This is a genomic window from Alteribacillus sp. JSM 102045 (assembly GCF_041949975.1).
GTDB lineage: Bacteria > Bacillota > Bacilli > Bacillales > Marinococcaceae > Alteribacillus.
In genome coordinates, this window is sequence record NZ_JBHFQG010000020.1 from 22,651 (window position 1) to 42,670 (window position 20,020).

The following is a 20,020-nucleotide window of genomic DNA, read 5'->3' on the forward strand; positions in this document are numbered from 1 at the left end:
AATGCTAAAAGGAAAACAAAAACGATATTTAAGAAGTAAAGCTCACTCGTTGAAGCCTGTTTTTCAAGTAGGTAAAGCCGGTGTTAATGAAAATTTATTGAAACAAACATTAGATGCATTAGAGGCACGTGAGTTAATAAAAATAAATATTCTGCAGAATTGTTTTGAAGACAAATATTCAGTAGCTGAAGAGTTATCTCAAGGCGCTGATGCAGAAGTTGTCCAAATAATTGGAAATACCATTGTTTTATATAAGGAATCTGTGGAAAATAAAAAGATAGAATTGCCTTAATAAAAGGGGTAAGAAAATGAAAAATAAAATTGGCCTTTTAGGCGGTACATTTGACCCTCCGCATATTGCTCATTTAATAATAGCACAAGAAGCACTTTCCGCTCTTCAGCTTGATGAAGTCTGGTTTATACCTGTTCATACTCCTCCGCATAAAGTAAGAGAAAAAATGGCAGACCCTTCAGAAAGGTATGAAATGACAAAAAGAGCAATTGCAAATAATGAAAGTTTCCAGGCTTCAGCGATAGAATTAGAAAGAGAAGGACCTTCATATACAATCGAAACGATTAAAACATTAATAGAAATGACTGAGGATACGGAGTTTTATTTTATTATCGGCGGTGACATGGCAGAGCAGCTGGATACGTGGAAGGATATTGATACTTTAAAAAAGATGGTAACTTTTGTGGTTGCTGAACGCCCAGGATATCAGGGAGGCCCTGGTGAAAATGACGGAATAAAATATATTGAAGTTCCGCAAATGGAAATTTCCTCAACAGTTATAAGAGAAAGATGTAAAGAAAGCAAAAGTATACGTTATTATGTACCGGAAGAAGTATGGAATTTTATTGAGGAGAGAGATCTCTATGGATAAGAAAAAAGCGCTCGATTTAGTTAAAGCCCATTTAACAGAACACCGTTATATCCATACATTAGGTGTAACAGAAAAAGCAGTAGAGCTTGCTTATAAAATAGGTGTTAATGTTAAAAAAGCGGAGACAGCTGCTATTTTTCACGATTATGCTAAGTTCCGACCCAAAGAAGAAATGAGAGATATTATACGTGAACAGGGCTGGGATGAAAATTTTATACATTACGGAGATGAACTGTTGCACGCTCCAGCCGGTTCTTACTTGGTAAACAAAGAAATTGGAATAGAAGATGAAGAGATATTATCCGCTATTTTCTGGCATACTACAGGAAAAGAAAACATGACCGAGCTCGAAAAAGTTCTGTTTTTAGCAGATTATATTGAACCTAATCGAATTTTTCCGGGTGTGGACGAAGTAAGGGAAGCAGCTGGAAAAAATGTGGACCGTGCGATTGTAATGGCTCTTCGCAATACTATTTGTTTTCTTATGAAAAAAAATCAACGTGTGTTTCCAAAAACACTATATGCTTATAATAATATGGTGCAAAATTTAAAAAAACAGTCCAATATAGGAGGATGATGGGAATAATGCAAGGAAAGGCGCTTTTAGAGCTTGCAGCAAGGGCTGCAGATGAAAAAAAAGCAGAGCAATTAACAGCTCTTGATATGAGAGGCATTTCGCTTATTGCTGACTATTTCTTAATAGGTCATGGGAACTCTCATAAACAGGTACAAGCCATTGCCCGGGAAATAAAAAAGAAAGCTCAAGAACAGGAGCAGGAAGTGAAACGATTAGAAGGTTTTGATGAAGCAAAATGGGTTCTGCTGGATTTGGGTGATGTTATCGTTCACATTTTTCATAAAGATGAACGGCATTATTATAATTTGGAAAAACTATGGGGAGATGCCGCACAGGTCGAACTAGACACTGTACTATCTTAATAAAAATGATGAAACCATACAGCAGTTTTGCAAGTGTGTATGATCGTTTAATGGAAGAAACCCCATATGAAAGCTGGGAAAAATGGCTGCAGAAAGTTTTTGTGAAAGAAACCATAAGTTCACCGGCAATATTGGATGTCGGCTGCGGTACCGGCACAATATTGAACAAATTACTAAAGAAAGGTTTCAAGGCTGCAGGTAATGATCTCTCGGAAGACATGCTGGCAGCTGCAAAATATAAACTGAACAGCCAGGGCTTTGATCCATTACTTTTTTGTCAGGATATGCGAAAGCTGGATATACCGATGAAATTCGATGTTATATTAGTTCTTTGTGATTCATTAAATTATCTTACGAAAGAAGCAGATGTAGCAGAAGCTTTTCAATCTTTTTACAGCCATTTAAATGATGATGGATTTCTTATTTTTGATGTACATTCTCTTTTCTACGTAGAAAATATACTTCACGGTTTTTCTTTTGCAGATACTAGTGAAGACGTTTCATATATATGGAACGCTTTTTCTACTGAACATAAAGGAGAAGTAGAGCATGAACTAACTTTATTTATAGAACGTGAAAACTCAATATATGAGCGTCATGATGAATTTCATGTTCAAAAAACATTTTCTGTGGAAGAATACAAACGTTTATTAAAAGTGTCTAACTTTGAAGTTAGCGGGGTCTATTCAGATTTTTCATTTTCTCCGCCGCAAGATAAAAGTGAACGGATATTTTTTATTGCTAAAAAGGTTTTACATTATTAAAATAAAAGAGTACAATAAATAAAAAAGACGGTAAGACCGTCTTTTTTAACCTTTATTTAAGATGCTCAAAAATTTTTTCATTTCTTCTTTGTCTTTAGCAAATTTATGATGGGTTTGTTGAAAAACTTCTTCGAACATTCCTTCGCTGTGCTTATCTAATACCTTTAAACCTTCTCCCGTGATCCCGCCTGGTACATTTACCTTTTCTCTTAAGCTCCTAAGATCGTAATGGCCTTGCTGCAGTAAATATCCATATGAAATCATCATTTTTTCTGCCAGCTGTTCTGCATCTTCTAATTTGATAGAAGTCTCACCAACAGCAGAATATATAAATCGCTCAATCAGAAAACTGATAAACGCTGGGCCGCAGCTTACGATGTCACTGGATACCCGTAGTATGTCATCTGAAATGGTTACTGGCTGAGAAAATTTACTTAGCCAAGTTTGAAAGGATTTTTTTTCAGTTTCCGTCCATCGCTCTCCAAAAGTTAATAATAATGGTCCTTTACCTGTTTTGTTAACAATGCTGGGCACAGTTCTTACCACTCTTCTAACCGGCAGATTTTCTAAATCCTCAAGCAGAACCGGACTCGTAATTGTAGCTAAAATCTGATCATACGCTAAATGTCTTTGTAAATCATAGAGGATGTCTTTATATTGTCCAGGCCTCATACATAAGAAAACGATATCTACTTTTGTTAATAATCCTGGTAAATCAGCCGCTACATTTAAATGAGGAAAACTTGTTTTAAAATCAAGACTTCTGTCTAATGTCCGATTGTAAATATACATGTTTTTTTCGGGTATGCCTCCACGCTCCATCATAACTTCTGTCAGCATCCCGCCCATATTTCCGACACCAACGATTCCTATGTTTTTCAAATTGTGCTCCCTCCCTGAGGTTCTCCGCTCAAAAATTACTTCCCCATTCACTTTATGCAATCATCCAAAATTCATGTCACATTCAGATAAAGAAAGGAGAAATAAAATATGAATTGGAAGAATCCAGTAATTATTTCCACAGGCATTGGCGTGATATCTTTATTTTTATTTATTGTTTTTACTTATGTACCATCACAGGAGACCATTGAGAAAAACAGTGCGAATAGTGAGGATTTTTTTCAAGAGTTTGCAGAAGAAACGGATGAAGAGGGTTCTGAGAAAGACGAGCAAAACACAACTATAGAGGAAATGATTGTTTTAGTTGATGTGAAAGGACAGGTGCAGCACCCGGGTGTATATGAATTGAAGAAGGACAGCAGAGTGATTGATGCTATTGACTCTGCAGGAGGTTTAAAAGAAGAAGGAGATGCTACGAGTGTAAATTTTGCAGAGCGGGTTCATGACGAAATGATTATATATGTACCAAAACAGGGAGAAGAAAGTATTGAACACCCAAGCCCTGAGATAACAGAAAAAGATAATAAAGTTCGTATAAACTATGCTGATGTAAATGAACTGGAGACACTTCCAGGAATTGGTCCTGCAAAAGCAGAAGCAATTATTTCGTATCGTGAAGAGTTTGGCGGATTTAAAGAATTAGAAGACTTAACCAATGTCTCCGGTATTGGAGAGAAATCAGTAGAACAATTAAAAGAAATAGCGACAGCTGATTGAAAATCGAAGAGAAAATTGTTTCAAATATATGAATCTTTTGATAATGTAAAAGAGAAAAGAGTAAATATTAGGAGGAATGACAAATGGGAGAAGAACAATGGAAATTAGAAACTTTAGCTGTTCACGGAGGACAAGAAGTAGATCCGGCTACACAATCAAGAGCTGTTCCGATTTATCAAACTACTTCATATGGATTTAAAGATACAGACCATGCTGCTAATTTATTTTCTTTATCTGAATTTGGAAATATTTATACAAGGATCATGAACCCGACTCAGGATGTATTTGAAAAGCGGATGGCAGATTTGGACGGAGGAGTAGGCGCATTAGCAACTGCAAGTGGAAGCTCTGCTATTCATCTCGCCATTTTAAACATCTGTGAGACGGGAGATGAAATTGTAGCTTCAAGTGGCTTATATGGTGGCACATATAATTTGTTTGTACATACATTTCCAAAATTAGGAATTAACGTTCATCTTGTAGATGGCACGAACCCAGAAGCTTTTGAAGAGAAAATAAATGAAAGAACCAAACTTATATTTGGAGAAATGATTGGCAATCCAAATGGAGATGTATTAGATATTGAAAAACTTGCCAAGGTAGCACATTCTAATGGTCTGCCTTTCATGGTAGACGCTACTTTGGTTACCCCTGCTTTATGCCGGCCAATTGAACACGGTGCGGATATTGTGGTTCATTCAGCTACTAAGTTTATCGGAGGCCATGGTACTTCCATTGGAGGTGTGATTGTAGATGCAGGTAAATTTAATTGGAATAATGGAAAGTACCCTTCTTTAACCGAACCAGACCCTAGTTATCATGGTATTGTGTATACCAAAGCAGCAGGAGAACTGGCTTACATTATTAAAGCCCGGGTTCAATTATTAAGAGACCTTGGTCCGGCAATTGCACCAATGAATTCATTTCTTCTTTTGCAAGGATTAGAAACCCTGCATTTACGTATGGAACGCCATTGTGAAAATGCAATAAAAGTCGCTGAATATCTTGAAAGTCATCCGTTTGTCGAATGGGTGAGTTATCCGGGTCTTGCGTCTCACCGGAATATGAAAACGCTCAAAAATACCTTCCTAAAGGAAAAGGGGCCATCTTAACATTTGGAATTAAAGGTGGCACAGATGAAGGTAAAGCTTTTATAAATTCGTGCAGATTACATTCTCATGTAGCAAATGTAGGGGACGCAAAGTCTTTAGTTATACATCCGGCCAGCACTACACACCAGCAGTTAACAGAAGAAGCACAAGTATCAGCAGGTGTATACCCCGAATTAATAAGACTTTCTGTTGGTATTGAGCATGCTGATGATATTATTGCTGATATTGAGCAGGCTCTGAAGCACAGCCAAAAATAAATGAAAACAAGAAATGGAAGAAACATCGAATGCAAGGTGTTTCTTCCCCAGCTTAATAATTTGTTTTGTATGATGGAAGTGATGCCTTGGTAAAAAACAAAATATTGTTTTTATTAGGTCCAATAGCAGCAACTAGTTTATCGTTAACTGAGTTTTCAACAGCATCAGCGGCTTTTGCAGCTTTTGTTATTGTTTTGTACATCTATTTACTAAGAATAAAAATGATAGCTTTTGTGGTCGTAGCAATAATTTTTTTCGTTAGGTCTGAAAGTATTATACTTTCAAATGTTTCCGTTTTAACTGGAGAGGAGTCCGAAATAAATGGCATTGTAACAGAAGGACCGTTTACAAATGGAAATCGGGCTCAATTGACCATGAAAATAAATAAAAAAGAGTATGCTCTTGTTAATGTTACTCTTAAACACTCTTCGGATGTTAAATTACTTCGCAATTACTCTCCTGGTATTAGCTGTTCCGTGAAAGGAAAGCTCGAAGCTCCCTCCCCTTCGATAAATTTTCAAGCTTTTGATTATTCCCGATATCTAAAAACCAAGCGGATTCATTGGATTCAAGAAACTACATTAAGTGATTTAAAATGTAAAAACATAGAATTGTCTCCTGGTAATATAATTAAAAACTGGCGTCATTATGGTATTCAACGAATAAACGATTATTTTCCCTTTGATTTAAAGGGCATGGCTGCTGCTCTCATTTTTGGGGAGCGCCATTTTCTTGACCCAGACATTGAAGAAAAATACCAGAAGCTGGGACTTATTCATTTGCTGGCAGTTTCAGGGCTGCATGTTGGACTGGTTTCAGGGGTTTTATATTATGGACTCTTGCGGCTCGGAATTACTAAACAAAGAGCAGAAATAGTTCTACTAATGGTAATGCCGGTATATATAATTGCAGCAGGCGGAGCACCGTCCGTAATTAGAGCGGCTTCTATGGTTATAATATTTCTATTGCTGAAAAAAATAAATATGAAACAGAAATCTTTTGACCTTCTTACTTATTTAGCAGCAGGTTTAATTTTTATTAATCCATATTTTTTATTACACATTGGATTTCAGCTTTCTTTTACAGTGAGTGGAGCTATTCTTTTATCTTGGAAAATATTCCAACAGGTAAATGCTTTTTTCATGAGCTTTATTGTTACAATAGTTGCACAATTGGCAGCTTTACCAATCATTTTATTTCATTTTCATGAATTTTCAATTTTAAGTTTTGTATTAAATTTTATATTTATTCCTTTTATTACATTTATTGTTTTACCTTTCAGTTTTATTTTATTTGCTGTTTCTTTCCTTTTCCCTTATTATATTGCCTATCTTTCACTGCCGTTTGAGTATGCCATAAAAGCTTCTCATTACATTTTAGAAATATTGAGTTCTTGGAACGGTTTACAGGTTGTTTCTGGTAAACCTTCTATTTTTATATTGTGGTGTCTTTCTTTTTGTTTATATTGGATGTTTTATAATTTAGACACAAAAAGTTTTCATTCAAATACCATATGGTCTATAACTCTTATAATAGGCGTGGTGGTTATTCAATGTATTTATCCATATTTCAATAAATATGGATATGTCACCATTCTAGATGTAGGCCAAGGAGATAGTGTGGTGATTGAACTGCCTTACAGGCAAGGGGTTTATTTAATTGATGCCGGGGGTGTCCTTCAATTTTCAAATAAAGATTGGCAGGAAAACAGCAATCCATATGACCCTGGAAAGAAAATAGTGGTTCCTTTTTTAAAATCAAAAGGTATCACTGCATTAGATAAACTAATCATTACGCATGGGCATGTGGATCATTACGGTGGAGCGTATGCGGTTGCAGAAGAGTTCAAAGTAAAACAGCTTTTGTATGGCGAAGGAAGAAATTTTAATAAAGAAGAAAAAGATTTTTTGAATTTTATTGATAACTTAAATATCCCGCTACAACTTGTAAAAAGTGGTGACTCCTGGGAAGCAGGTCAGAGTAAATTTCAATTTTTGCTGCCTGAAGGAAATGAAATGACTGGAAATGATCGTTCTATTGTCTTTAGATCTGAAATGGGAGGAGCATCCTGGTTGTTCACAGGAGATTTAGAAGAAGAAGGTGAAAAGAAGTTACTGACAAAATACCCTCATCTTCGGGCTGATATGTTAAAAGTAGGACACCATGGCAGTAATACGTCTACAACCGACCCATTTGTTGAACAATTAAAAAGCAAAATGGCTTTTATATCTGCCGGAAGATGTAATCAATTTGCGCACCCTCATAAAGAAACGCTGAAAACGCTGAAAGCTCATCATATTCAAGTTTTTCGTACAGATAAACAAGGCGCTGTTGAGGTTGCTTTTCACAATAATCAGCTTATTAAAGTGAAAAAGGCAGTCAGCAATCCAATAGAAGTATCGTGTAATTAAAGGTGCAATGAAAAAACCTTGTTGCTTATAACAAGGTTTTTCCGTTAGGTGCTGCTTTTTAAAAATTACTTGCCACATCTACTACTGTTGCTACGATAAAAATTAACGAAAAGAATACAAAGGATGCTATAAAGGCTACAACGGAATCATTAAAATCATTCCGTTTGCTTTGTACGTCCTTTTCAAACTGATTCACGATGAATCCCTCCTCGCAAGTACACTCTTTTCCTAGTATAAGACAAGCTTCTGCAAAAATCCATATCCACTTAAAAAATCATTCTCCGACATTCATGTAATATAGGAGGACTTTGGCCTTCCTGTAAAGAGTTGTCACCTATAAGCTCAGCTGACATAGGATATCCTAAAAGAGAAAGGATGAACATCGTTGATGGGAAGGGTTCCTAGGCCTTTTTATCAACGTTTATCATAAATGGAAAGTGCTGAAAAAAGCACTTTCCTTTTCTCCATTACAATGTTGATTAAATAATAATCGTTGCGTAAACACAAGGTTATGGATACGATATAAAAAGAAACTATTTTGTATGAACAATGGAGTGCCTTACATATGGATTATATTCAGCTTTCTAAAGAGCTAGATCAAAAAGACACGAAGCCCTTGTATTTATTATATGGCAAAGAAGATTTTTTCATTAAAAATATTACGGAAAAAATTGTCTCGTCTGTATTAACGGAAGAAGAGCGGGATTTCAATTATTCGATTTATGATATGAAAGAAATACCTGTAGAAGCTGCTGTAGAAGAAGGAGAAACTCTGCCTTTTTTTGGAGAAAAAAGAGTCATTCTTTTAAGAAATTGTTATTTTTTAACTGGGGTAAAAGAAAAAGAAAAAACAGAGCATCATTTACCTACCTTTGAAAAATATATGGACAATCCTTCAAGCGAAACGGTTATGATTGTAACCGTTTCGTATGAAAAGTTAGATGAGCGAAAAAAAATCGTTAAAAAGCTAAAAAAACAGGGAACGGTAATGGAAGCTGCTCCATTTGATGAAGCTAAAATGCTTCAATGGATGGATACATATGCACGTGATAATCAGCTCCATATTTCTCAGGAAGCGAAAGAATTATTGATACAGCTAGCTGGAAAAGATATGATGATGCTTGCCTCCGAGATGGAAAAGCTTTCTCTATATGTACAAGAAACCGGCAAAATTACCATTGAAGCCGTAGAAAAGCTCGTAGCCAGAACTCTTGAGGATAATGTTTTTGAATTAGTTGACAATGTCGTTAGAGGGCGCTCAGAAAAGGCATTTCGAATTTATTATGATTTAATAAAGCAAAATGAAGAGCCGATTAAAATATTAACTTTACTTGCTAGACAATTTCGGATGATATTGCTTGTGAAACAATTGAAAAAAAGGGGATATTCGCGACAGAAAATGGCTTCTCAGCTTAAAGTTCATCCCTTTGCAGTAAAAACAGCAGAAGGCCAAATGAAAAATTTCGAAGAAGTAACATTAAAAAATATATTAGCAGAACTGGCGCAAGCTGATTATGAAGTGAAGACGGGAAAAATAGATAAATCTCTTCGGGTGGAATTATGTATTGCCAATTTAGCAAAGTCCTCTATTAACATCATGAGCAATAAAAAAACGACTCTTTAGGGAGTCGTTTTGTTTACTATTGAGCCAGTTTATTTAAGCGCTGCTGCATGTCAGATTTTGTACGCGCTGCTGCGTTTTTATGAATCATTTTTTTATCAGCCGCTTTATCTACTTTCTTTGTAGCAAGTTGGAAGAGATCTTTTGCTCCTTCCAAGTCATTGTTGTCGACTTTTTTATTGAATTCTTTCACTGCAGAACGCATAGATGTTTTAAATGCTTGATGTTTTACACGTCTGTTTTCATTTGTAAGTACACGTTTTTTAGCAGATTTAATGTTTGCCATGTCTGTCACCTCCTTGTAGCGTTCAAATAATCTTATCAGACCAATTTGAACTCAAGAGGATTCTAACAAAAAACACTTGGTGGTGCAAGATAAGAATAAAATGTAATCCCTTTAACATAATAAGAAATAAAATAACAGTGAGTATTGCAAGAAAGCGGGTGCAGCTATGGATGATCAGTTAGATTTGTCTGCCTATTCTGTACGTACAGATCTGGCTATTGAGGAAAAAGAATTATTAGAAGAAAAAGAACTGCAAGGTTCTCCAAAGAAAAAAACAGATAATGGAATATGGATTCAAGAAAAGGAAGAGAATGGGGTTAAAATTACACGAGTAAAAATAAAAGAAGCTGGAGCAGAACAAACCGGCAAAAAGCCAGGGGAATATTTAACATTTGAAGCGCAGGGGATTAGAAAGCAAGATACAAAACTTCAAAAATACGTTGAAGAAACCTTTGCCAGGGAGTTTGCCGCTTTTATGGATCAGCTTAATATTCCAAAAGACGCTTCTTGTCTCGTAACGGGGCTTGGTAATTGGAATGTGACGCCTGATGCTCTTGGACCGATGGTAGTAGATAAACTTGTTATTACTAGACATTTATTTAAAGAAGCACCTGAACACGTACAAGAAGGTTTTCGGCCAGTAAGTGCATTTGCACCAGGGGTAATGGGAATGACCGGAGTAGAGACAAGTGATATTATTTCCGCTGTAATAGATAAAACAAAACCAGATTTTATTATTGCTATAGACGCTTTAGCATCAAGGTCCATAGAACGAGTCAATACAACCATACAAATTTCTGATACGGGAATACACCCTGGTTCAGGGGTAGGCAATAAAAGAAAAGAATTAAGCAAAGAAACACTGGGAATACCGGTTATTGCCATAGGAATCCCCACAGTGGTAGATGCCGTATCTATTACTAGTGACACCATTGACTTTATTTTAAAACACTTAGGAAAAGAGATGAATACTAAAGATACTGCAGGAAGAGCCTTAACTCCTGCAGGAATGACATTCGGAGAGAAAAAGGAATTAACAGAAGAAGATTTACCAGATGAAAGAGAGCGAAAAGCTATGCTTGGAATGATCGGCGGATTAGAGGATATGGAAAAACGGCAATTAATACAAGAAGTACTTGCCCCATTAGGACATAATCTAATGGTAACCCCTAAAGAAGTAGACGTCTTTATGCGTGATATGGCAAATGTAATTTCGGAAGGACTAAATGCAGCCCTTCATGGAAGTATATCACAGAGCAGTACAGGAACATATACAAAATAAAACAAGCCGCTTGAAGGGTGTTCCCCCTTTTTAAGCGGCTTTCACTATTTGGGACTGGTAATAAGTCAACTTATACTAAGCTTTATCATCAAAGGTACTTTCTCCTAAATGAATTTTGAGGGGTTCTAATCTAGCACGTAAGGTTCATAGATTAGAGCAAGGAGGAAGTGCCATGATACCTAATCTAAAGAAAAAAAACCTGGCTCGGAATAGGACAAGTTTCAGGCATGTTCTCATAGCAGGGTTGACAGGATATTTGTTCATTATGTTTTTAATAGCAGTACTAACATCTGTGGATCAGGACCAATATTTTTCATCTCGTAATTTGCATGCCTGGAGTTCTCACGTACAAAATGAGCTGTTAGCAGCTTTTTTTACTTACGAAAACCGATATTTTGCTAATGTAAATGCAGAAGAAATAACAAAACCAGCTGTTTCCAGTATGGTTTTTGAATTTGTTACAAGACTTGATATAAAAGATCCCAGAACGTTACTGGGACGTGAGTTGCCAGGCTTTGCTTCGTTTGATGGGAAAATAATAGTTGCCGGGGACGGTACTGATTTTACAAATATGCCAGTAGAGTCCGCTCCTCCAATGGAAGTTTTAATGGAAGAAAGAGAGGCCACTGCAAAACGACTGGAAATTGCAGAGAACTCAAAGGGAAATGCCAATGAAGCTTCTGGAGAAAATCCGATCGCTCACATTATTCATTCTCACAGCAGAGAATCTTATTTGCCTGAATTAGAGGAAAGAACAGATGTTGCTTTTCATCCGGAAGTCAATATTACTCTTGTTGGAGAACGACTTGGGCAGGCACTTGAGAAACAAGGAATCAGCACAGAAGTAAACAAAACAGATATCGAACAGAAGCTGCATGAGAACGGATGGGACTTTCCCCAATCATATGATGTTTCAAGAGAAGTTTTACAGGAGGCTATTTCTCAGAATGAGGGGTTAGAATTATTTTTCGATCTTCACCGCGATTCTCAATCACGTGACGTTACAACCGTAACTATCAATGGGGAAACTTTAGCCAGAACGATGTTTGTTATAGGAGAGAATAACCCTGATTATGAAAAAAATCTAGAAATGGCGACGGAACTTCATAATAAATTAGAAGAAACTTATCCAGGTTTGAGCAGGGGGGTAATAACAAAAGGCGGAGGAGGAGCTAATGGCCGATATAACCAGGACCTTTCCGAAAATTCTGTACTTATAGAAATGGGAGGTATTGAAAACAGTTTAGACGAGACGTATAGAACTGCAGATATTCTCGCAGAAGTAATCAGTGAGCAATATTTTGAGGCAGAATCTGTGGAAGGGGAGGAGTAATGTGAGATTTATTACCATGTTATTTGGCGCCGGCTTATTCTTTTTAAGCGGTATGATTACTGGTTATCATTACGCTCAAAGCCATTGGCTTGATGTAGAGCATGTCTCAGGCTTAAGTGAGGAAATAGAACAAGAAACTGAAAAAACAGTAGAGAAAGAACAGGAAAGCAGTGGTGATCTTTCTTCAGATCTCTTAAAACGTCAGGAAGTGATAAAAGAGGAAGGAACGGAAAACATGTTTTCCAGGATCGGTCAGTCACTTGATGTTTTTAATCCTTCTTCTAATAGTCAATAAAAGAGAGCTGTACACATATTGAAGTACCTTCCTACCATTGATATAATAGTGATTAATGTCTTAGTACGTAAATCGCTGTAGCTTATTACAGCGATTTTATTCTTAGAAAATTTATATATTTGCGCATTGATGACTTCCTTATAGCGTACAGCTTCAGCACTATAAAATGAAAAGCTGTTCAAAACGCTTGCGCTTTTTATATTTAGGAGTGAATGAAGAATGAACAATAAAGAAAGAAAAGAACGTCAAAACAGGATAAGGAACTTTTCAATCATTGCTCATATTGATCACGGGAAATCTACGTTGGCTGATCGTATATTAGAATCTACGAGCACGTTGACACAACGGGAAATGAAAGACCAAATGCTTGATGCGATGGACCTTGAAAGGGAACGGGGCATAACAATTAAACTCAATTCCGTTCAGCTTAAACATACACATACAGATGAAGAAGAATATATATTTCATTTAATTGACACCCCAGGTCACGTAGATTTTTCTTACGAAGTTTCAAGAAGTTTGGCAGCCTGTGAGGGTGCGCTCTTAATTGTGGATGCAGCTCAAGGCATAGAGGCTCAGACATTGGCCAATGTGTATTTAGCCCTTGATAATGACCTTGATATTATCCCGGTCATCAATAAGATAGACCTTCCAAGCGCTGAACCTGAAAGAGTGAAGCAGGAAATTGAAGATGTTATCGGACTTGATGCTTCTGACGCAGTGTTAGCTTCAGCAAAAAGCGGTATTGGGACAGAAGAAATTTTGTCTCAAATAGTAGAGAAAATCCCAGCACCGACAGGAGATCCTGAAGCACCCCTCCAAGCTTTGATTTTTGATTCCCTTTATGATACATACCGGGGGGTTATCGCCTATATTCGTGTTAAAGAAGGAACAATTAAGGCGGGAAAAAAAATAAAAATGATGGCGACAGGAAAAGAATTTGAGGTGTCAGAAGTAGGAGTGTTTACACCAAAACCGGTCGCATGTAATGAACTTACTGTAGGAGATGTTGGATTTTTAACGGCATCTATAAAGAACGTAAGTGATTCCCGGGTTGGGGATACTATTACAAATGCTGACAGACCAGCTGATGAACCGCTGCCCGGGTATAAAAAAATGAACCCGATGGTGTTTTGCGGTATGTATCCGGTCGATGCTAATGACTATAATACTTTAAGGGATGCGCTAGAAAGACTGGAATTAAATGACAGCTCCCTGCAATACGAGGCCGAAACCTCTCAAGCGCTTGGGTTTGGCTTTCGGTGCGGGTTTTTAGGGCTTCTTCATATGGAAATACTTCAAGAAAGAATTGAAAGAGAGTATGGGATTGAATTAATTACCACTGCACCGAGCGTTGTATACAACGTTTATTTAACAGACGGGGAAATACTTGAAATCGACAATCCTTCAAACATGCCAGCACAGCAAAAAATAGATTCGGTAGAAGAGCCGTTCGTAAAAGCCACGGTAATGGTGCCAAATGATTTTGTAGGGGCAGTAATGGAACTCTGCCAAAAAAAGCGCGGTGAATTTTCAGATATGCATTATATGGATGAAAACCGTGTTAATATTATATACGAATTACCTTTAACCGAAATCGTATATGACTTTTTTGATCAATTAAAATCAAACACAAAAGGGTATGCCTCCTTTGATTATGAATTTATAGGTTATAAAGAATCCAACTTAGTAAAAATGGATATTTTATTAAACGGAGAAGTGGTAGATGCACTATCAGTAATCGTTCATAGAGACAAAGCATATGAGCGAGGTAAAGCTATCGTTGAAAAACTAAAAGAACTTATCCCTCGCCAGCAATTCGAGGTGCCTGTCCAAGCCAGTATTGGACAGAAGATTATCGCCAGGTCCAATATTAAAGCGATACGAAAAAATGTACTTTCTAAATGTTATGGTGGAGATATTACAAGAAAAAGGAAACTGCTCGAAAAGCAGAAAGAAGGAAAACGCCGCATGAAAAGTGTCGGAAAAGTAGACGTACCTCAAGAAGCATTTATGTCGGTCCTTCGTATGGATAACGATGATTAATATCTCCCGTTCTTAAGGGGTTGTCTCAATTAGAAGCGGAACTTGTTTTAAGGAGACAGTTTTAGCTGCTATTTGGGAGAACCTCTCTTTTTCTGCAAAGAAGGCAGGACGCTTAGGCTTTTCAGGAAAGAAGGTGATTAAATGACAGCAAAAGCAATTTATGTTCATATTCCATTTTGCAAGCAAATATGCTACTATTGTGATTTTAATAAATTTTATTTGGACAACCAGCCAGTTGACAGTTATATTGAAGCATTAGAATCGGAGATAAAAGATGCCTTTCTAATTAATCACAACCGTGAATCTATTAAAACTGTGTATATAGGAGGTGGTACCCCCACGGCTTTAAATGGAAAACAGCTGGAGAAAGTTATATTGGCTGTGAAAAAGTACGCTCCTTTACTTAGTGATGAACTGGAATTTACTGTCGAAGTCAACCCCGGTGAAGCAGATCTTGAAAAATTGAAGATTATGCGTAAGCACGGAGTAAACCGGTTAAGTATTGGTGTCCAAAGCTTTGATAATAATCTTTTAAAAAAAATAGGGAGAAGCCATTCTGCTGAAGAAGTATGGAAGACAGTAAAGGATGCCCAAAAAGCAGGCTTTGAAAATATTTCTATTGATTTAATGTTTGGACTGCCCGGTCAGACAAGCGAAATATGGCAAAATACTATCACGAACGCGTTAAAGCTTAATATACCTCATATATCTGCATATTCCTTAAAAATAGAAGAAAAAACAATGTTTTATAATTGGTACCGCCAGGGAAAACTTCGAACACTTCCTGAAGATATTGAAGCTGAAATGTATGAAGAAATGGTTTCACGACTTAACCGCGCAGGGTATGAAGCATATGAGATTAGTAATTTTGCAAAGAGCGGATTTGAAAGCATGCATAACCAGGTATACTGGGAAAATAAAGAGTATTTCGGATTTGGAGCAGGTGCTCATGGGTATTTAAACGGAGTTCGCTACTCTAATATAGCTCCTTTAACTCATTATATTAGAGCTCTGCAAGAGAAAAAGACTGCTGTCAAATACAGCCACCGCGTGTCGAAGCAAGAAATGATGGAAGAAGAGATGTTTATGGGGCTGCGTATGAAAAAAGGGGTAAAAGAAAAAAACTTCAAGCAGAAGTATGGCTGTTCTTATTTTGAAATTTTTTCAAAAGCTATTCAGGAATTAAAGGATAAAAAACTTTTATTGGATACAGGCTGGTCTTTACATTTAACAGAAAGTGGAAGGCTGTTAGGGAATGAAGTATTTGAAAGGTTTTTGCTTACTGAATAATAAAAAAAGAACAAGTCTCAAAAATATAAAGCTTGTGGATTGACAAACACCAAAGCGTTTGATAACTTTACAATAGATTTAGCACTCGTTTAATAAGAGTGCTAACAGAGGTGATGTTGGCATGCTTACAAACCGCCAATTGTTTATCTTACAGGCCATTATAGACAATTATATTCAATCAGCTGAGCCAGTTGGTTCCAGGAGTATTTCTAAACGAGATGGGATTAGTTACAGTCCGGCTACGATTAGAAATGAAATGGCCGATTTAGAAGAGCTAGGTTTTTTAGAAAAACCGCATAGTTCTGCTGGTAGAATCCCATCAGAAAAAGGGTATAGGCATTATGTGGATCATTTGCTGCTTCCGCACCGCCTTTCGAAGAAAGAAATCCAAAATGTAAGATCGCTTTTTGCGGAGAAGGTGTTGGAAGCAGAACAGGTAGTAGAGCAATCAGCTACTATTTTATCAGAATTAACTAGTTACGCATCGATTGTATTAGGGCCTGAGATTTTTGAGTCCAAGGTAAAGCATGTTCAAATTATCCCATTGAGCACACAAGCAGCTGTGGCAATACTTGTAACAGATACGGGACATGTTGAAAACCATACGGTAACTCTTCCGGACTCTTTAAATACCGGTGACCTTGAAAAAATCGCAAACATTTTAAACGACAGGTTAGAAGGTGTACCTTTATATAAGCTCCAAGAAAAAATCAACAGGGAAGTTGCTGGTTTATTGAAACAGCACGTAAGCAGTTTTCATGACGCCTTGCGATTTACAGAAGAAACATTGCAAAAAAGTAAACAAGAAAAAGTTTTTTACGGCGGAAAAACAAATTTGCTTTCCCAACCGGAATTTAAAGATATAGAAAAGGTAAAAATGATTTTTGAACTGCTTGAACAAGACCATACGGTACATGAGCTTTTAAAGCCTGAACAAGATGGTTTAGTAATTCGTATTGGCCAAGAAAATGATAATGAGGCTTTTGAAGATTGCAGTATTATCTCAGCTACGTATTCTTATGACGGAAAACCGGTGGGTACCATTGGAATTGTTGGGCCGACGAGAATGGAATACCCAAGAGTTATCGGATTAATTGAACATCTATCTAAAGGCCTGTCAGATGTATTAACAAACTTGTATACAAACAGCCACTAATGATATTATTTATTTTTGGTTACAGGAGAGTTCATCTCTCCTCTCTTTACGTCTAAAATATTCAGCAATGAATTAAAAAATAAAGCAAACACGGGAGGTGAACGACATGAAAGAAGAAAGTCATTCAATGGAACAAGAAACTGCTGCTGAGGAAGCTACTTCTACTGAAGACAATCACGCTGAGTCTTTAGAAGCAGAAGAGACCAATTCCGAAAAGGGTGAGACGCGTGATGATATAGATAAAACAGAAGAACAACAAGAAATAGAAAAGCTTAAACAAGAGGTAGAAGAGTGGAAAAACCGCTCACTCAGAGCCACAGCGGACCTTGAAAACGTCCGTCGCCGGGCAAAAGAGGAAAAAGAAAAAGCAGCAAAATACAGAGCTCAAGATTTAATAGAGTCTCTTCTTCCTGTGCTGGATAACTTTGAGCGGGCAATTAGTGCTGCTCCAGAAAGTAAAGAAGCATCGACTTTGTTAGAAGGAGTAAACATGGTTTATTCCCAATTTTTAGAGGCCATGCAAAAGGAAGGTCTGGAAGTTATCGAAACCGAAGGAGAAACTTTTGATCCGCACCAGCATCAAGCTGTAATGCAAGTTGAGGAAGAAGGGTTTGAAGCAAATCAAATCGTGGAAGAATTGCAAAAGGGCTATAAGCTGAAAGATAAAGTAATTAGACCAGCTATGGTTAAAGTAAATGCATAACTACATAGTTGATAAGAATAGGAGGCTGACAAGACAATGAGCAGAGTAATTGGTATAGACCTTGGTACAACAAATTCTTGTGTGGCAGTTATGGAAGGTGGAGAAGCACAAGTTATTCCTAATCCGGAAGGAAACAGAACAACTCCTTCCGTCGTTGCGTTCAAAGATGGAGAACGTCAAGTAGGTGAAGTTGCAAAGCGTCAGGCAATTACAAATCCTAATACGATCCAGTCCATTAAACGTTATATGGGAACAGACTACAAAACAGAAGTAGAAGGAAAAGAATATACTCCTCAAGAGATTTCTGCAATTATCTTACAGAAGTTAAAAAGTGATGCTGAAAGTTATCTTGGAGAGACAGTAACAAAAGCTGTTATTACTGTGCCTGCATACTTTAATGACTCTCAGCGTCAAGCTACAAAAGATGCTGGTAAAATTGCAGGGCTCGAAGTTGAGCGTATTGTTAACGAGCCGACAGCTGCATCCTTAGCGTATGGTTTTGAAAAAGAGGAAGACCAAACTATACTCGTTTACGACCTTGGCGGAGGTACTTTTGACGTATCCATTCTAGAACTTGGAGACGGCTTTTTTGAGGTGAAATCTACTTCAGGTGACAATAAGCTTGGCGGAGATGATTTTGACCAGGTTATTATTGATTATCTTGTTTCAGAATTTAAGAAAGAAAACGGCATTGATCTGTCTCAAGATAAAATGGCAATGCAGCGTTTGAAAGATGCTGCTGAGAAAGCGAAAAAAGATCTTTCCGGTGTATCTCAAACACAGATTTCTTTACCGTTTATTACGGCTGACTCAAGCGGTCCAAAACATTTAGAAATTACTTTGACGCGCGCTAAGTTTGACGAATTATCTTCTCATTTAGTAGAGAAAACAATGGAGCCTACACGTCAAGCTCTGCAGGATGCTGGTTTAAGCGCTTCTGATGTAGATAAAGTCATTCTTGTCGGCGGTTCAACACGTATTCCGGCGGTACAAGAAGCAATTAAAAAATTAACTGGAAAAGATCCTCATAAAGGTGTTAACCCGGATGAGGTAGTAGCACTTGGAGCAGCTGTTCAAGCGGGTGTATTAGCTGGTGACGTAAAAGATGTGGTTCTTCTTGATGTAACACCGCTTTCTTTAGGCATTGAAACAATGGGCGGTGTGGCGACTAAATTAATAGAACGAAACACGACCATCCCAACCAGCAAATCACAAGTGTTCTCTACAGCAGCAGATAACCAGCCGTCTGTAGATATTCATGTGCTTCAAGGTGAACGTGAAATGGCTGCGGATAATAAAACGCTGGGTCGTTTCCAGCTCACTGATATCCCGCCGGCACCTCGCGGCGTTCCACAAATTGAAGTAACATTTGATATTGATGCTAATGGAATTGTTAATGTCCGCGCTAAAGACTTAGGCACAAATAAAGAACAATCCATTACCATTACTTCTTCTTCCGGTCTGTCTGAGGAAGAGATTGATAAAATGGTAAAAGAAGCCGAAGAAAATGCTGAAGAAGACAAAAAACGAAAAGAAGCAGTAGAAATCAGAAATGAAGCAGACCAACTGGTATTTACAACAGAAAAAACACTTGAAGATCTTGGAGAAAGTGTAGATCAATCAGAAAAAGAAAAAGCAGAACAGGCTAAAGAAAAAGTGAAGCAAGCGCTTGAAGGCGATGATATGGAAGCAATTAAAACGGCAAAAGATGAACTTCAAGAAATCGTTCAGCAGCTATCCACTAAACTGTATGAGCAAGCTGCACAGCAAGCGCAGGCACAGCAGCAAGGTGCTGAAAATGAGGCCGGAGATAATAATTCAGCAGATGATGTAGTGGATGCAGATTATGAAGAAGTGGAAGATGACGATAAAAAAGATTAATAACCACCACTGTTGGGGAGAACATTCTTCGATACACTGCTGCCGTCTTCTTCCCCCCTGCCCAGGGACTAGTATTATTATGAAGGTAATAGAATAGAGTGATCGGTATCAGGGGCTGTCCCAATGGAAGGTTAAGCTGTGCT

At 37.4% G+C, this 20,020-nt stretch carries 19 protein-coding genes and 1 pseudogene; 17 read left to right on the forward strand and 3 right to left on the reverse strand.

Going from position 1 to position 20,020, the window contains the following annotated elements; all coding sequences use genetic code 11:
* Position 1: 1 nt before the first annotated feature.
* Genes yhbY through ACE1TI_RS13745 form a run of 5 tightly spaced genes read left to right on the forward strand, consistent with a single transcriptional unit; the run spans position 2 to position 2,587 of the window.
* Entirely contained in the window at positions 2-292 is a 291-nt protein-coding gene (gene yhbY, locus ACE1TI_RS13725) for a ribosome assembly RNA-binding protein YhbY (protein ID WP_375008149.1), read from the forward strand.
* 16 nt (positions 293-308) lie between these two features.
* Positions 309-884: a nicotinate-nucleotide adenylyltransferase gene (locus tag ACE1TI_RS13730; protein WP_375008150.1), complete on the forward strand. Its 576-nt coding sequence runs from the start codon at positions 309-311 to the stop codon at positions 882-884.
* A complete protein-coding gene (yqeK, locus tag ACE1TI_RS13735) occupies positions 877-1,461 on the forward strand; it encodes a bis(5'-nucleosyl)-tetraphosphatase (symmetrical) YqeK (RefSeq protein ID WP_375008151.1) in 585 nt (194 codons plus the stop codon). The genes ACE1TI_RS13730 and yqeK overlap by 8 nt, the downstream gene beginning before the upstream one ends.
* Positions 1,462-1,469: 8 nt before the next feature.
* Positions 1,470-1,823 (forward strand): ribosome silencing factor, encoded by a 354-nt coding sequence (gene rsfS / locus ACE1TI_RS13740; RefSeq protein ID WP_375008152.1) that lies wholly within the window; start codon positions 1,470-1,472, stop codon positions 1,821-1,823.
* 8 nt (positions 1,824-1,831) lie between these two features.
* On the forward strand, positions 1,832-2,587 hold the full coding sequence (locus ACE1TI_RS13745) for a class I SAM-dependent DNA methyltransferase (protein WP_375008197.1): 756 nt from the start codon (positions 1,832-1,834) through the stop codon (positions 2,585-2,587).
* 45 nt (positions 2,588-2,632) lie between these two features.
* Here the strand turns inward: ACE1TI_RS13745 and comER are convergent, their stop codons facing one another.
* Entirely contained in the window at positions 2,633-3,469 is an 837-nt protein-coding gene (gene comER / locus ACE1TI_RS13750) for a late competence protein ComER (RefSeq protein WP_375008153.1), read from the reverse strand.
* A 108-nt stretch (positions 3,470-3,577) separates the two neighbouring features.
* On the opposite strand from comER, the gene ACE1TI_RS13755 reads away from it, so the two are divergent.
* The 3 genes and pseudogenes from ACE1TI_RS13755 to ACE1TI_RS13765 all read left to right on the forward strand — a co-directional run bounded on the left by ACE1TI_RS13755 (position 3,578) and on the right by ACE1TI_RS13765 (position 7,984).
* The gene (locus ACE1TI_RS13755; protein WP_375008154.1) at positions 3,578-4,204 is read left to right on the forward strand and encodes a helix-hairpin-helix domain-containing protein; all 627 of its coding nucleotides are present in this window, start codon (positions 3,578-3,580) and stop codon (positions 4,202-4,204) included.
* 83 nt (positions 4,205-4,287) lie between these two features.
* A pseudogene (locus ACE1TI_RS13760) lies at positions 4,288-5,573 on the forward strand (homocysteine synthase).
* A gap of 86 nt (positions 5,574-5,659) precedes the next feature.
* Complete coding sequence (locus ACE1TI_RS13765) at positions 5,660-7,984, forward strand: DNA internalization-related competence protein ComEC/Rec2 (protein WP_375008155.1); 2,325 nt, start codon at positions 5,660-5,662, stop codon at positions 7,982-7,984.
* A gap of 58 nt (positions 7,985-8,042) precedes the next feature.
* Here the strand turns inward: ACE1TI_RS13765 and ACE1TI_RS13770 are convergent, their stop codons facing one another.
* Positions 8,043-8,180, reverse strand: a complete 138-nt coding sequence (locus tag ACE1TI_RS13770) for a YqzM family protein (RefSeq protein WP_158735043.1) — start codon at positions 8,178-8,180, stop codon at positions 8,043-8,045.
* Between the two features lie 369 nt (positions 8,181-8,549).
* On the opposite strand from ACE1TI_RS13770, the gene holA reads away from it, so the two are divergent.
* Positions 8,550-9,608, forward strand: a complete 1,059-nt coding sequence (gene holA / locus ACE1TI_RS13775) for a DNA polymerase III subunit delta (protein WP_375008156.1) — start codon at positions 8,550-8,552, stop codon at positions 9,606-9,608.
* A 16-nt stretch (positions 9,609-9,624) separates the two neighbouring features.
* Here the strand turns inward: holA and rpsT are convergent, their stop codons facing one another.
* Positions 9,625-9,891 (reverse strand): 30S ribosomal protein S20, encoded by a 267-nt coding sequence (gene rpsT / locus ACE1TI_RS13780; protein ID WP_375008157.1) that lies wholly within the window; start codon positions 9,889-9,891, stop codon positions 9,625-9,627.
* A 166-nt stretch (positions 9,892-10,057) separates the two neighbouring features.
* Here rpsT and gpr point away from each other — a divergent pair, with 166 nt between their 5' ends.
* The 8 genes from gpr to dnaK all read left to right on the forward strand — a co-directional run bounded on the left by gpr (position 10,058) and on the right by dnaK (position 19,877).
* Complete coding sequence (gpr, locus tag ACE1TI_RS13785) at positions 10,058-11,173, forward strand: GPR endopeptidase (protein WP_375008158.1); 1,116 nt, start codon at positions 10,058-10,060, stop codon at positions 11,171-11,173.
* A gap of 172 nt (positions 11,174-11,345) precedes the next feature.
* Positions 11,346-12,506 carry a stage II sporulation protein P gene (gene spoIIP / locus ACE1TI_RS13790; RefSeq protein ID WP_375008159.1) on the forward strand — a complete coding sequence of 387 codons (1,161 nt, stop codon included), beginning with the start codon at positions 11,346-11,348 and terminating at the stop codon, positions 12,504-12,506.
* Position 12,507: 1 nt separating this feature from the next.
* The gene (locus ACE1TI_RS13795; protein ID WP_375008160.1) at positions 12,508-12,801 is read left to right on the forward strand and encodes a hypothetical protein; all 294 of its coding nucleotides are present in this window, start codon (positions 12,508-12,510) and stop codon (positions 12,799-12,801) included.
* A 219-nt stretch (positions 12,802-13,020) separates the two neighbouring features.
* Positions 13,021-14,847 (forward strand): translation elongation factor 4, encoded by a 1,827-nt coding sequence (gene lepA / locus ACE1TI_RS13800; RefSeq protein WP_375008161.1) that lies wholly within the window; start codon positions 13,021-13,023, stop codon positions 14,845-14,847.
* 141 nt (positions 14,848-14,988) lie between these two features.
* Positions 14,989-16,137, forward strand: coding sequence for a radical SAM family heme chaperone HemW (hemW, locus tag ACE1TI_RS13805; RefSeq protein WP_375008162.1), 1,149 nt, complete (start codon positions 14,989-14,991; stop codon positions 16,135-16,137).
* Between the two features lie 121 nt (positions 16,138-16,258).
* Positions 16,259-17,293: a heat-inducible transcriptional repressor HrcA gene (gene hrcA / locus ACE1TI_RS13810; RefSeq protein ID WP_375008163.1), complete on the forward strand. Its 1,035-nt coding sequence runs from the start codon at positions 16,259-16,261 to the stop codon at positions 17,291-17,293.
* A gap of 106 nt (positions 17,294-17,399) precedes the next feature.
* On the forward strand, positions 17,400-17,996 hold the full coding sequence (gene grpE, locus ACE1TI_RS13815) for a nucleotide exchange factor GrpE (protein WP_375008164.1): 597 nt from the start codon (positions 17,400-17,402) through the stop codon (positions 17,994-17,996).
* A 36-nt stretch (positions 17,997-18,032) separates the two neighbouring features.
* Positions 18,033-19,877 (forward strand): molecular chaperone DnaK, encoded by a 1,845-nt coding sequence (gene dnaK / locus ACE1TI_RS13820; RefSeq protein ID WP_375008165.1) that lies wholly within the window; start codon positions 18,033-18,035, stop codon positions 19,875-19,877.
* The last annotated feature ends 143 nt before the right edge of the window (positions 19,878-20,020 follow it).